This window comes from Rhodococcus sp. NPDC004095 (assembly GCF_053604015.1).
In genome coordinates this window covers 175074-188804 of record NZ_JBSGGS010000002.1, presented here as the reverse complement: position 1 = coordinate 188804, position 13731 = coordinate 175074, and the positions used below count along the sequence as shown (strand labels likewise).

The 13731-nt window shown below is 70.0% G+C and carries 10 protein-coding genes and 1 pseudogene; 5 read left to right on the top strand and 6 right to left on the bottom strand.

All coding sequences use genetic code 11. From position 1 onward, the window contains the following. Window positions 1-24: 24 nt before the first annotated feature. Both ACWEPG_RS04090 and ACWEPG_RS04085 read right to left on the bottom strand, forming a co-directional pair. Window positions 25-1692 carry an NlpC/P60 family protein gene (locus ACWEPG_RS04090; RefSeq protein WP_452593942.1) on the bottom strand — a complete coding sequence of 556 codons (1668 nt, stop codon included), beginning with the start codon at window positions 1690-1692 and terminating at the stop codon, window positions 25-27. 369 nt (window positions 1693-2061) lie between these two features. Continuing rightward, window positions 2062-2577: an Rv1476 family membrane protein gene (locus ACWEPG_RS04085; RefSeq protein ID WP_452593941.1), complete on the bottom strand. Its 516-nt coding sequence runs from the start codon at window positions 2575-2577 to the stop codon at window positions 2062-2064. 355 nt (window positions 2578-2932) lie between these two features. Between ACWEPG_RS04085 and acnA the strand changes: the two genes are divergently transcribed. The 3 genes and pseudogenes from acnA (at window position 2933) to ACWEPG_RS04070 (ending at window position 8160) form a co-directional block, all read left to right on the top strand. Further along, window positions 2933-5731 carry an aconitate hydratase AcnA gene (gene acnA / locus ACWEPG_RS04080; protein ID WP_450113775.1) on the top strand — a complete coding sequence of 933 codons (2799 nt, stop codon included), beginning with the start codon at window positions 2933-2935 and terminating at the stop codon, window positions 5729-5731. Between the two features lie 99 nt (window positions 5732-5830). Further along, window positions 5831-6397 carry a TetR/AcrR family transcriptional regulator gene (locus ACWEPG_RS04075; RefSeq protein ID WP_450113776.1) on the top strand — a complete coding sequence of 189 codons (567 nt, stop codon included), beginning with the start codon at window positions 5831-5833 and terminating at the stop codon, window positions 6395-6397. Between the two features lie 94 nt (window positions 6398-6491). Beyond that, window positions 6492-8160, top strand: a pseudogene (locus ACWEPG_RS04070) (NAD(P)-binding protein). 76 nt (window positions 8161-8236) lie between these two features. On the opposite strand, the gene ACWEPG_RS04065 reads toward ACWEPG_RS04070, so the two are convergent. The 3 genes from ACWEPG_RS04065 to ACWEPG_RS04055 form a co-directional block, all read right to left on the bottom strand. Further along, window positions 8237-8464 (bottom strand): helix-turn-helix domain-containing protein, encoded by a 228-nt coding sequence (locus ACWEPG_RS04065; protein ID WP_452593940.1) that lies wholly within the window; start codon window positions 8462-8464, stop codon window positions 8237-8239. 97 nt (window positions 8465-8561) lie between these two features. Continuing rightward, a complete protein-coding gene (locus tag ACWEPG_RS04060; protein WP_452593939.1) occupies window positions 8562-10193 on the bottom strand; it encodes an ABC-F family ATP-binding cassette domain-containing protein in 1632 nt (543 codons plus the stop codon). A 66-nt stretch (window positions 10194-10259) separates the two neighbouring features. Next, entirely contained in the window at window positions 10260-10610 is a 351-nt protein-coding gene (locus ACWEPG_RS04055) for a DUF1622 domain-containing protein (protein WP_450113780.1), read from the bottom strand. 85 nt (window positions 10611-10695) lie between these two features. On the opposite strand from ACWEPG_RS04055, the gene ACWEPG_RS04050 reads away from it, so the two are divergent. Then, entirely contained in the window at window positions 10696-11835 is a 1140-nt protein-coding gene (locus tag ACWEPG_RS04050; RefSeq protein WP_452593938.1) for a lycopene cyclase family protein, read from the top strand. Then, window positions 11832-12884 (top strand): TIGR03617 family F420-dependent LLM class oxidoreductase, encoded by a 1053-nt coding sequence (locus ACWEPG_RS04045; protein ID WP_452593937.1) that lies wholly within the window; start codon window positions 11832-11834, stop codon window positions 12882-12884. The genes ACWEPG_RS04050 and ACWEPG_RS04045 overlap by 4 nt, the downstream gene beginning before the upstream one ends. On the opposite strand, the gene ACWEPG_RS04040 is transcribed toward ACWEPG_RS04045, so the two are convergent. Continuing rightward, entirely contained in the window at window positions 12847-13656 is an 810-nt protein-coding gene (locus ACWEPG_RS04040) for a metal-dependent hydrolase (protein ID WP_450113783.1), read from the bottom strand. The two genes, ACWEPG_RS04045 and ACWEPG_RS04040, sit on opposite strands and share 38 nt — an antisense overlap. Window positions 13657-13731 lie beyond the last annotated feature (75 nt).

Genomic DNA, 13731 nt, shown 5'->3' with positions numbered 1-13731 from the left:
CCGAATCCGGCGGTGTGCGCCGGGTCAGGACACCATCCGGACCACGTACGGGGTCATGCCGTCCCAGCGCAGGGGCGAGATCTTCACGAACGATCCCGACTGCGGAGCTTCGAGCATCTCCCCGTTGCCAAGGTACAGCGCGACGTGCTGGCTGGCATTGGGCCCGTAGAAGACCATGTCGCCGCGTTTCATCTGCGAGGTGGGCACCTGTTCGCCCGCGGTGTACTGGTAGCCGGTGTAGTGCGGCAACGAGATCCCGATGCCGGCGAACGCGTAGATCATCAGGCCGGAGCAGTCGAACCCGACCTTGTTGAAGTCGCCGTAGCTGTCGGCGACACCGCCGTCGCGGATGCCGAGCGTCGGCCCGTTCTCGTCGCCGCCACCCCACGCGTAGGGGACGCCGAGCTGGGACATCGCCCGGTCGATGGCGGTCTCGACTGCTGCGCTGCCGCTGATCGACGGCTTCGGCTTCGACGGCTTCGGTGTCGTCGGCTTCGTCGTCGGCTTCGGCTTCGCGGTCGTCGTCGGCGTGGAGTCGGTGTCCGAGTCCGAGGTCCCCGAATCCGTGTCGGTGGACTCCGACGTCTCCGAGTCCGTGTCGGTGTCCGTGGACTCCGAGGTGTCCGTGTCGGTGCCGTCCGGCTCCGTGGCATCGGGATCGTCCGGCACGCTCCACGACGGGAGTTCGGTGGGATCGTCCTCGATCTGGGTGTGACTGCGCTGCCCCTCGGCCAGTGCGCGGGCGCGGTCACGCGCCGCCTGGTCGGCGGCGACGCGGGCGGCCGCCTGGGCCGACGCCTCCCGCGCGGCCTGCGCTGCCGCCGCGGCTGCGGCCTGCTCGGCCGCGCGCTGGGTGTCCCAGTTGACGAACGCCTGCCGTTGGCTCTGCAGACCGGCGACGTTGTCGCGGGCCGCGGCGAGCTGCGCCTCGGCGGACGCCTTCTGCGCCTCGACGGCCGCCTTCTTACCCGCCTGCTCGGCCAGCGCTGCCCGCGCGACGGCGATCGAGTTCTCCGCGTCGGCCTTGCGTGACTCGGCCGCCGAGGCGGCGTCGTCGGCTCGCTGCTTCGCCTCCCGGGCCGCCGAGTTCTTGTTGGCCTCGGCGGTGCGGGCGCGCTGCAGTGCGTCCAGCACGGCGTTCTTGTTGGTCGCGAGCACGCGCATCAGCTGCGCGCGATCGAGAACGTCGCCGGGGCCCTGGGATCCGATGAACGACGCGAACGACGCGACGCCGGTGCCCTGCCGATAGGTGTTTGCGGCGAACTCGTCGAACCGGAGCTGCGCTGCGTCGATCTGTGCGCCCGCGTCCTTCAGCGCCTGGAGCGTCGCACCGACGGCGCCGGCGGCAGCACTCGCCGCGTCCCGCGCGTTCTGCAGGTCGACGAGCGCCCGGTTGACGTCCTCGCGCTTGATCGCGACCGCGTCGTCGAGTGCGCGGAGTTGCTGGTCGGCACTGGCGACCTCGTTGATGAGGGCACCGACCTGGCCGACGCGTGCCGCCACGTCCGTGTCCGCCTGCTGCAACTGACCGTCGCTGGGGTTCGGTGGCGGCGGCGGCACCGCGCCCGTGACGCCCGGGTTGGTCGCAACCAGGGTGAGTGCGATGCCGAATCCGACGAGTACCTGCGCGCCGCGAGATCGCCTGCGCGAGAATCCGCGGCGGTGGGTGCCGCTCGGTGCCCTTCGCCTCACAGTTGTCTCCCTCGGTCCGCGACAGTCCCGGGAAGACGCGTGCCGAAGGCGACCACAGGACTGCTCACCCGTGGACTCCGGCGTGCAGGGGCCACTCTCGTGGCAACCCTGCCCACAGCGACACTTCTTCCCCAAAAGCGTCAATGGCACCGTACGACACTTCGCGCACTGACGAAACTTCAGTCACAAACGACACATGCGTAATTACACCGTACAAATGCCGCATGTAGTGGAGGGAATCGCCCGTAGCGTGAAACAGATTTACCGCGTGACGTTTTCGCCGATCGGCCCGGCGTGCCGAGCCGATTGCAGCTCGGCGCGAGTCGAGTCAGGACACCCGGCCCACGGCCCGGAAATCCGGGCGGCCGCTCAGGAGTCCGCGCGGCCTGCGCCGAGGCGACGGGTGCGGAGCATCCAGGTCGCGGCCGCACCACCGCCGACGACGAGCACGAGTGCGATCGTGATCAACCCGTACGGGGCGTCCGGCCGGATCACCGTGTCCAGGAACTGGTTCGCCGAGTCCACCGCGTTGCCCGTGTAGGCGCGGTCCTGAGCGTCCTCGACACTCACCCGGGGCAGCGAATCGCTGTAGGTCCCCACCCAGCTCGGGCTCAGCACCAGCACCGTGCCGCCGTCATGGACACCGACCTCGGTGGCGATGTCCCGCAACTGCGAGTCCCGCCCGGGGTTCTCGGCGAGCACGACGACCCGCAGGTTCAGGCCGTGCTCCTGCGCCCGTGCCACGACGGCTTGCAGTCCGGCCACGTCGCCGGAGGGCGCGGAAACGCCGTCGTCCGCCAGGTCCGCGAGGACGGTGTCGATGTCGACGCCCGGCGGAATGTCGGCGGGCGCCGGGAGGAACGCGATGGTGTGAGCGGCAGGCATCTCTCGTCCGGTGCATCAGGGGAATGGGCGGTGGCGTGGTCGGTGACCGCCCCGCACCTTACGGGACCGCGACGCGGCAACCCGGCGATGTCGCTCCCGCGTTGCGATCGCGGTCGCGACGGACAAGGATCTCTGGTGTGCGACCCGCAGGCCATGCGGATGCCGCAGATTTCACAGGACAAGCGTACTGTTAGAATCACCGCGAGGTTATTCGGCGCGACCTACCGGGTCGGTCTCGACTAAGTCGACCACATGGCAGCTTCCCGTCATGACACCTGACTGGTCGCCGCGAAAGCCTCGCTTGCCGTCGGCACAGCCCCGTCGACGGCGAACCTCAAAGACGAGTGGAGCTGACGTGAGCACCAGTATTGATTCGTTCGGCGCCAAGGGAACGCTGGAGGTCGGAGAGAACTCGTACGAGATCTTCCGCCTGAACGCCGTGCCCGGCACCGAGAAGCTGCCCTATGCACTGAAGGTTCTGGCGGAGAACCTGCTGCGCACCGAGGACGGTGCGAACATCACCGCCGACCACATCCGCGCGATCGCGAACTGGGATCCCTCGGCCGAGCCGAGCGTCGAGATCCAGTTCACCCCGGCCCGCGTCATCATGCAGGACTTCACCGGCGTCCCCTGCGTCGTCGACCTCGCCACCATGCGTGAGGCCGTCGCCACCCTCGGCGGCGACCCGAACAAGGTGAACCCCCTCTCGCCCGCCGACATGGTCATCGACCACTCGGTCATCCTCGACGTGTTCGGCCGCGCCGACGCCCTCGAGCGCAACGTCGACCTCGAGTACCAGCGCAACGGCGAGCGCTACCAGTTCCTGCGCTGGGGCCAGGGCGCGTTCGACGACTTCAAGGTCGTCCCCCCGGGCATGGGCATCGTCCACCAGGTCAACATCGAGTACCTGGCGCCCACCGTCATGACCCGCAACGGTCAGGCCTACCCCGACACCTGCGTCGGCACCGACTCGCACACCACGATGGTCAACGGCCTGGGCGTGCTCGGCTGGGGCGTCGGCGGCATCGAGGCCGAGGCCGCGATGCTCGGCCAGCCGGTCTCCATGCTGATCCCGCGCGTCGTCGGCTTCAAGCTGACCGGTGAGATCCAGCCCGGCGTGACCGCCACCGACGTCGTGCTCACCGTCACCGACATGCTCCGCAAGCACGGCGTCGTCGGCAAGTTCGTCGAGTTCTACGGCGCCGGCGTCGCCGAGGTTCCGCTCGCGAACCGCGCCACCCTCGGCAACATGAGCCCCGAATTCGGTTCCACCGCAGCGATCTTCCCGATCGACGGCGAGACCATCAACTACCTGCGCCTGACCGGCCGCAGCGACGAGCAGCTCGCGCTCGTCGAGGCGTACGCCAAGGAGCAGGGCATGTGGCACGACGCCGCGAACGAGCCCGCCTACTCCGAGTACCTCGAGCTGGACCTCGGCACCGTCGTGCCGTCGATCGCCGGCCCGAAGCGCCCGCAGGACCGCATCCTGCTGTCGGACTCGAAGGCCGCGTTCCGTCGCGACATCGCGACCTACGTGACCAACGGCGCCGACGCCGCGCACTCCGCCCTGGACGAGGCCGTCGAGGAGTCCTTCCCGGCGTCCGATCCGGTCGAGACGTCGACCGCCAACGACGAGGCCACCGTTCCGTCGGCCGCCAACGGTTCGCACGGTCGCCCGAGCAAGCCGGTGAAGATCAAGTCCGAGCGTGGCGAGTTCGTCCTCGACCACGGCGCGGTCGCGGTCGCGGGCATCACGTCCTGCACCAACACGTCGAACCCGTCGGTGATGATCGGTGCCGCGCTGCTCGCCCGCAACGCGGTCGAGAAGGGCCTGGCCACCAAGCCGTGGGTCAAGACCAACATGGCGCCCGGCTCGCAGGTCGTCGCCGACTACTACGAGAAGGCCGGCCTGTGGCCGTACCTGGAGAAGCTCGGCTTCTACCTGGGCGGCTTCGGCTGCACCACCTGCATCGGCAACACCGGCCCGCTGCCGGAGGAGATCTCCAAGGCGATCAACGAGAACGACCTGTCGGTCACCGCGGTGCTCTCCGGTAACCGCAACTTCGAGGGTCGCATCTCCCCCGACGTGAAGATGAACTACCTGGCGTCCCCGCCGCTCGTCATCGCGTACGCGCTGGCCGGCACCATGGACTTCGACTTCGAGGTCGACGCCCTCGGTCAGGACCAGGACGGCAACGACGTCTTCCTCAAGGACATCTGGCCGTCCGCGCAGGAGATCGACGACACCATCAAGTCGGCGATCAGCCAGGACATGTTCCGCAAGTCCTACGCCTCCGTCTTCGCGGGCGACGAGCGCTGGCAGAACCTGGCCACCCCGGAGGGCGACACCTTCGCGTGGGACGAGAAGTCGACCTACGTCCGCAAGGCCCCGTACTTCGACGGCATGACGATGGAGACCACCCCGGTCACCGACATCTCGGGTGCGCGCGTGCTCGCCCTGCTCGGCGACTCGGTCACCACCGACCACATCAGCCCGGCCGGCCCGATCAAGCCCGGCACCCCGGCCGCCCAGTACCTGGACGCCAACGGTGTCGAGCGCAAGGACTACAACTCGCTCGGTTCGCGTCGTGGCAACCACGAGGTGATGATCCGCGGCACGTTCGCGAACATCCGCCTGCGCAACCAGCTCCTCGACGACGTCTCGGGCGGCTACACCCGCGACTTCACCCTCGAGGGTGGCCCGCAGTCGTTCATCTACGACGCCTCGCAGAACTACCAGAAGGCCGGCATCCCGCTCGTCGTCCTCGGCGGCAAGGAGTACGGCTCCGGTTCCTCGCGTGACTGGGCCGCCAAGGGCACCAGCCTGCTCGGCGTCAAGGCCGTCATCGTCGAGTCGTTCGAGCGCATCCACCGCTCGAACCTGATCGGCATGGGCGTTGTGCCGCTGCAGTTCCCGGCCGGCCAGTCGGCCGCGTCGCTGGGCCTCGACGGCACCGAGGTCTTCGACATCGCCGGCATCACGAAGCTCAACGAAGGCGTCACCCCGAAGACGGTCAAGGTCACCGCGACCAAGGGCGACGGCAGCAAGGTCGAGTTCGACGCGGTCGTCCGCATCGACACCCCCGGTGAGGCGGATTACTACCGCAACGGCGGCATCCTGCAGTACGTGCTGCGCAACATGATCCGGGGCTGATCAGTCTCGGTCGTGTGACCTGCGTAGTGCGCTGACGGCGGGCTCGGGACCTCGCGTCTCGGGCCCGCCGTTCCCCTTTTGTACGAAAGGATGTCGGCTGTGCCGAAGGTCAGTGAGGACCATCTGGCCGCACGTCGGAGGCAGATCCTCGACGGTGCGCGCCGCTGCTTCGCCGAGTACGGCTACGAGGGTGCGACCGTCCGCCGCCTCGAGGACGCCACAGGGCTGTCCCGGGGTGCGATCTTCCACCATTTCAAGGACAAGGACGGCCTGTTCCTCGCGCTGGCCCAGCAGGACGCGACCCGGATGGCGGACGTGGCCGCCGAGGAGGGTCTGGTGCAGGTGATGCGGGACATGCTCGCGAAGCCGGAGGAGTTCGACTGGCTCGCCACGCGGGTGGAGATCTCCCGGCGTCTGCGCACGGATCCCGAGTTCGCCCGGGAATGGAGCGAAGGCGGCGTCGAGCTCACCGAGGCCACCGTCGGGCGACTACAGCGGCAGAAGGAGGCCGGCCGGCTTCGAGAGGACCTGCCGACCGACGTCCTCGTCGGCTATCTCGACCTGGTCCTCGACGGGCTGATCGCCCGGATCGCCTCCGGCCACGGCGGCGAAAACCTTTCCGCCGTCCTCGATCTCGTCGAGGAGTCGGTGCGGCGGCAGGACTGATCGCAATCGACTCGGCCACCGGCACCACGCAGAGTGACGGGGATCACAAAGGTGGGTGCACCGGCATGTAGTTGAAAGCGTTACTTTCGCGACCGTGACCTCACCCACCGGACAATCCGCCGCCGCATCGCTTCCGTCCCTGTCGAGGCGAGCCGTTCTACGGGCGGCCGTCGGCGCCGGTGCGCTCGGCGCGCTCGGTACCGCCTCGCTCGCGCGACCTGGCACGACCGCCGCGGCAGCCGAGCGGGAAACCGCGATCGTGGTCGGAACCGGCTTCGGCGGAGCGGTCGCCGCGCTACGTCTGGGCGAGGCGGGCATCAGGACCACGGTGTTCGAGCGGGGACGCCACTGGCCGATCCGCCCCGACGGCAACACCTTTGCCACCTTCACCAGCCCGGACGGCCGAGCGGCGTGGTTCAGCGACACGGTCGGCGTCACCGCCTCGGTCGGCATCCCGGTGGGCCGCTATCCCGGGCTCCTCGACCGGGTGAAGGGCAACGGGATCGACTCGGTGTACGGCGCCGGGGTGGGCGGCGGCTCGCTGGCGTTCGGCGCCTTCACCCCGGTCCCCCGCAAACAGGACTTCGAGCACGTCTTTCCCGGCGGAGCGGGATACGACGAACTCGTCGCCACCTATTACCCGCGCGCGAAGGCCATGCTGGGATCGTCGCCGCTGCCGGCGGACATCATGGCCCATCCCCGCTACGCGGGGACCCGCGCGTGGCAGGACACGGCACGCCGGTACGGCAAGGAACTCGTGTCGTTCGACTACGCGATCGACTGGGACATCGTGCGCGCCGAGCTCGAGGGGCGAGCGGTCGCCTCGGTCACCAACGGCGAGCTGGGATTCGGGGTCAACAGCGGTGCGAAGAACTCCGTCGACCGGAACTACCTGCCCGCGGCGGAACGCACCGGCAACGTGACGATCAACGCGATGCACGAGGTCTTCGAGATCCGGCCCCGCCCGAACCGTCCCGGATTCGTCGTGTCGGCCCGCGTCATCGACGATCAGCACAACAACGGTCCGCACCGTCACCGCCGAGGCCGACTACCTGTTCATGGCGGCCGGCTCCTTCCACACCACCCGGATGCTCGTCGAGGCCCGCGCCAAGGGCACCCTCCCGAACCTGTCGTCGCGCATCGGCGAGGGCTTCGGCGCGAACGGGGACTTCCTCACCGCCCGCACCGCCCTGTCCGACGACTACGGGGACATCCAGGGCGGTCCCGGATTCGGACGCCTCTACGAGGACGACCTGCCCGGCGGTCCGGCGTCGATCGTCTACCACTCGACCCCGCTGCCCTCGCCGCTCGGACGAGCCGTAACCACCAACCTGATCCAGGTGCACAGCGACGAGCGGGGCACCATCGACTTCGACCACGCGACCGGCGCCGCGGTCCTCAACTACCCCCATCCGGAGGGCAACGCGCTCGACCGCCGCGGGGCCGCATTCGCCGAGCACTTCCGCGAGCGCGCCGAGATCCGGCACGGGCGCCCGCTGAGCGGCATACCGATCTACTCCCGGGCGGTCGGATTCGGCTCGGCGAGCACGTATCACGGACTCGGTGGCGTGGTGATGAACCATGCGGCAACCATGGACGGCGAGATCCTCGGCTACGACAACCTCTACGTCGTCGACGGAGCCTTCGCCCCCGGCGCAGTGGGTCTGGTCAATCCCTCACTCACAATCACCGCACTCGCCGAACGCACGCTGGCCAGGTTCCTGGCGCGACGCCAGGCTTCCGCTCCCGGCGGCCGACGGTAGGCGCGGGCACATCCTCGTCGGCGGCGTCGAGTGCCCGGGATGTCCGACAGCGCCGGCGCGCGGCGCATCTCATCCGTCACATCCCGTGAACGGCTCGGCGTCGGTTCGGACCGCCGCGCCCGCGAAGTTCGACACCGGCTTCGGTGAGCAGTGTCCGGATGAATCCGTAGGACCGACCGGTCGCCTCGGCCAGAGATCGGATGCTGGCGCCCCCGAGATACCGGTCGCGCAGTTCGGTCTGCATCGCATCCCGCGCACCGCCCGATATCCGTACCCCTTTGCGCACCGCGTCGAACTCTGCCATCACCGATCCTCCGGAGTGTGATGCACATCACTTTCCGGACTTCAGGCTAGTACAGATCGGTCCCCCGGCGGGGTGCCGGCGCCGCCGGCGACACAGGTCAGGCCAGCTGGATCAGGTCCAGGTAGTCCTGCGACCAGTGGTCCTCGGTGCCGTCGGGCAGCAGGATGACCCGCTCCGGGTTCAGCGCCTCCGCGGCACCCGGGTCGTGGGTGACCAGGACGACGGCGCCGGTGTAGCTGCGCAGCGCGTCGAGGACCTGTTCACGCGAGACCGGGTCGAGGTTGTTGGTGGGCTCGTCGAGGAGCAGCACGTTCGCCGCCGACGACACGAGCCCGGCCAGGGCCAGTCGCGTCTTCTCACCACCGGACAGGGTGCCTGCCGGCTGTTCGAGCTGCGGGCCGGTGAACATGAACGCACCCAGCAGGCCGCGCAGGTCCTGCTCCCCCGCGTCGGGTGCGGCGTGCCGGATGTTCGCCCACACGGACGCCTCGTCGTCGAGGGTGTCGTGCTCCTGCGCGAAGTACCCGGTCTTCAGTCCGTGCCCGGGCACCAACTCACCGAGATCCGGCTTCTCCACGCCCGCAAGCAGTTTCAGCAGGGTGGTCTTGCCGGCACCGTTCAGGCCGAGGATGACGACCCGGCTGCCGCGGTCGATCGCGAGGTCGACGCCGGTGAAGATCTCCAGCGACCCGTACACCTTGGTCAGTTCCTTCGCCATGAGCGGCGTCTTGCCGCACGGCGCGGGCTCCGGGAAGCGGATGTGGGCCACCTTGTCCGCGACCCGGACGTCGTCGAGTTCGGCGATCAGCTTGTCGGCGCGCTTGGCCATGTTCTGTGCCGCCGTCGCCTTGGTGGCCTTGGCGCCGAGCTTGGCGGCCTGCTGCCGCAGCGCGGACGCCTTCTTCTCCGCGTTCGCACGTTCGCGGCGGCGGCGCTGCTCGTCGGTGGCGCGGGCGTCGAGGTACTTCTTCCAGCCCATGTTGTAGATGTCGGCCTCGCCGCGCACCGCGTCGAGGAACCACACCTTGTTGACGACGTCGTTCAGCAGGTCCACGTCGTGGCTGATCACGATCAGGCCGCCGTCGTGGTTCTGCAGGAAGCCGCGCAGCCAGGTGATGGAGTCGGCGTCGAGGTGGTTGGTCGGCTCGTCGAGCAACAGGGTGGTGTTGGACTTGCCGCCGGACGAGTCGGAGGCCGCGAACAGGATCCGGGCCAGCTCTACGCGGCGACGCTGACCACCGGAGAGGGTGCGCAGCGGCTGCGCAAGCACGCGGTCGGGCAGGCCGAGGCTGCTGCAGATCCGCGCCGCCTCCGACTCGGCCTCGTACCCGCCGAGGGCGGCGAAGCGATCCTCGAGTGAGCCGTACTTGCGGACGGCCTTGTCGCGGGCGTCGTCGTCGACGGCCTCCGCCATGATCGCCTGCTGCTTCTCCATGCTGCGGATGATCTCGTCGAGACCCCGCGCCGACAGCACCCGATCCTTCGCGAGCACGTCGAGGTTGCCCTCCTTGGGGTCCTGCGGCAGGTAGCCGAGGTCACCACTGCGGACGACGGTGCCCGCGTAGGGCTCGCCCTCACCGGCGAGGATGCGCAGCGTGGTGGTCTTGCCGGCGCCGTTGCGGCCGACGAGACCGATGCGGTCACCGGCCTGCACACGCAGGGCGGATCCGGGTGCTGAGAGGAGGGTTCGCACACCGGCACGAACTTCGAGGTCGGTGGCGGTAATCACGACGAGCCAGCTTACCGGAGATCCGGGCGTGCCCTCGCTGGGGTCACCCCGGCCGGGGTGTGACGCTCATCGCGACCCCGCCTCCTCCTGCCACGGCCACCGGCCGGTGATCTCCAGCTGCAGCGACCAGCTCAGGAACGTGCGGATCAGCACGATCAGCGCGAGCACGCCGACCGAGGTGAAGGTGGGGGTGACGGCGACGGTCTTGATGATGTCCGCGGCCACCAGGAATTCGAGGCCGAGCAGGATCGACCGGCCGAGGTTGCGCCGGTACGGCGCGTACACGGGCGTCCCCGGCGCGGTCCGGCTCGTGGACAGCGCGATCCAGCTGGCAACGGCGGCGCCGATCACGATGACCGCGACCCCGACGACGTCGACGACGGATCCGACGGTGGAAATGACGGACTCGAGCTGCATGCGGCCCCTGCCTTCCCGGTCGGCTGACACCAGCGTGGCAGGTTCACCGCGATCGGGCGCGGAGGCGCGGCTAGCGTGGTCGCCCATGAGTGAGCGCCGCGTCCCCGACCTCGCCGTGGTCGGGTTGGGTCCGTCGGGCCGGGCGCTCGCCCACCGCGCCGCGACGGCCGGTCTCGACGTGGTCGCCGTCGACCCCGCACCGGACCGGTGCTGGACGCCGACCTACGCCGCATGGGCGGACGAGTTGCCCTCGTGGCTGGGGAGCGGGGCGATCGCGGCCGGCGTCGCGCGCCCGACCGTGTGGACACGCCGGGCGCGCACCCTCGACCGGGAGTACTCGGTGCTCGACAACGCCGGGCTGCGGAACGCGCTCGACCTGACCGGGGTGCGGGTGGTGCGCGGCCGCGCACAGGTCGTCGGAGGCGGCGACGTCACCCTCGACGACGGCACCACGGTCGGCGCAGGCACCGTCGTCGACGCACGCGGTCTCATCCGCTCCCCCGCACTCGCCGAACAGACGGCGTACGGAGTCGTCCTCCCCCGCGCCGACGCGCTGCCTGCGCTCGGTGGCGCTGCCGCGCTCTTCATGGACTGGCGCCGCGACAACGGCGCCCCCGCGGACGCGTCACCGTCCTTCCTGTACGCGGTGCCGCTCGACGGCGAGCGAGTGCTGTTCGAGGAGACCTGTCTGGTGGGCCGCCCGGCACTTCCCCTGCCGGTGCTGCGGGCACGACTTCGGGCCCGACTCGCCGCGCGCGGCGTCGCCGTGCCCGCGAACGCCCCGGCCGAGCGGGTGCGGTTTCCCGTTCAGGCGCCACGCCCGGCACCGGGCACGGTCACGTTCGGCGCCCGCGCCGGACTTTCCCATCCGGGCACCGGCTACAGCGTCGCCGCGTCGCTCGCGGCGGTCGACGCGGTGGTGGACGCCCTGGTCGCGGGCGACGACCCGGTGGAGGCGTTGTGGCCCCGGCCCGCTCGCGCGGTGCGGGCACTGCGCGAGGTCGGGCTGCGGGCCCTGCTCGCGCTGCCACCGGCCCGGGTTCCGGAGTTCTTCGACAGCTTCTTCGCGCTGCCGCAGCCGGCGCAGCGCGCCTACCTGTCCGATCGCACGGATCCGCGAGCGGTGTCCGCGACCATGTGGACGTTGTTTCGCCGCGCGCCGATGCCGGTGCGGCGCACACTGATCGGCGCCACGCTGCCGATCCACCCGAGGAGACCCCGATGAAGGTCGAGATCCAACTCGACGCCGCACCCGCCGACGCGGCCCGCCGGGCGACCGAACTCGCCGCGACCGGGGTGGCCGGGCTGTTCACGTTCGAGGGCCCGCACGACGTGTTCTTCCCGCTGGTCGCGGCGGCGCCGGTCGTCGACGTGGACCTGGCCACGAATGTCGCGATCGCACTGCCGCGCAGCCCGATGCACCTCGCACACGCGGCCTGGGACCTGCAGTCGATGTCGGGTGGCCGGTTCCGGCTCGGGCTGGGATCGCAGATCCGTCCCCACATCGAGAAGCGCTACTCGGCGCCCTGGTCGCGGCCCGCCGCCCGGATGCGGGAGACGGTGCTGGCGGTGCAGGCGATCCTCGACGCCTGGGAGGGTGGGTCGCGGTTGGACTTTCGTGGCGAGTTCTTCACCCACACGCTGATGCCGCCGACGTTCGTGCCCGGGCCGAACCCGTTCGGTCCTCCGCCGATCCTGCTCGGCGCGCTCGGACCGGTGATGACCCGCACCGCCGCGGAGGTCGCGGACGGACTGCTGGTGATGCCGTTCAACAGCGAACGGCACTTCCACGAGCGAACGCTGCCCGCGGTCGCACAGGGACTCGACCGGGCGGGCCGCGATCGCACCGACTTCGAGATCGTGCCGCAGGTGATCGTGGCGACCGGCCGCACCGACGCCGAGCTCTCGGCCGCGACCACCGGGGTGCGCGCGCTGCTCGCGTTCTACGGGTCCACACCGGCGTACCGTCCGGTGCTCGAGGCCGAGGGCCGGGCGGACCTGCAGGACCCGCTGAACGCGCTGTCGAAGCGGGGTGCGATCGCCGAGATGATGGCGCTGGTCGACGACTCGCTGGTCGACACCCTCGCCGTGCGCGGCACCCCGGAGCAGTGCGCCGCCGAGATCCTGCGCAGATTCGGCGACCACGCCGACCGGGTGTGCTGCTACTTCCCCGGCTACGACGTCGATCTCGGCCACGTCCGCGACCTCGTGGCAGCGATCGGCACCGCTTCGGCGGTCAGCGCAGCGCCTGGAACTCCGCCAGCGCGTCGCTGACGGCGGCGGGCACCCCGTCCAGCGCCCACAGTGCCAGGCCGACCGCGACGAGGGTGAGCAGTGGACCGAGGATCGCCCGTTCGAATGTGCCGCCTGCGCGGATCGACAACCACGACGGCAGCTGCAGTTCCCACCACCGGCGCCCGCCCCACGGCAGCAGCGGCGCGAGGAACGGCACGCCCTCCTTGGTCACGGCGTCGCCGAGGCAGTGGACGGCGCACCCGAGCCCGACCGCGACACCGAGCGCCCGCGATCCCACCTCGTCCGGGTACCACGTCCATGTCAGCGCCGACAGCACGCCCGCCACCAGGGTCACCGCGATCCAGCCGTTGCGTTTCGCCCAGCCGCCCGCGAGCCCACGCAACGCCAGACCGAGGGTCAGGAACAGGACGCCGATGATCGCGGGCTGCCCGAACGCGACGATCAGCGACGACACCGCCGCACTGATCGCGACCGCGAACAGTGCGGTGTGGGTGAGGGTTCGGTGGCCGCCGCGACGTTTCGGATCGCGCCGTCCGCGGGTGATCCGGTAGTAGCCCAGCGACACCGTGTCGACGCCCTTGGCCAGAACCCAGCTCGCCGGTCCGAAGGAGCGGGCCACCGTCGACTGCGTGGTGTCGAGGTCGGGCAGCAAGGCGGCGCCCGCGCAGACCCCGGCGAAGGTGAAGACCTCGGCGGTGGACGTCGGGCCACCCCACTCGGGCGGAAGTACCTGGGCGGCCAGTAGACCCGCGACGGCACCGGAGACAGCGTGGGTCGCACCCATCACCATGACAGCGAAAACCTTTCGGACAGAACGACAAGAGCGCTGCCCGAAGCGAGCCGCCCACTACGGACCGAAATCTAT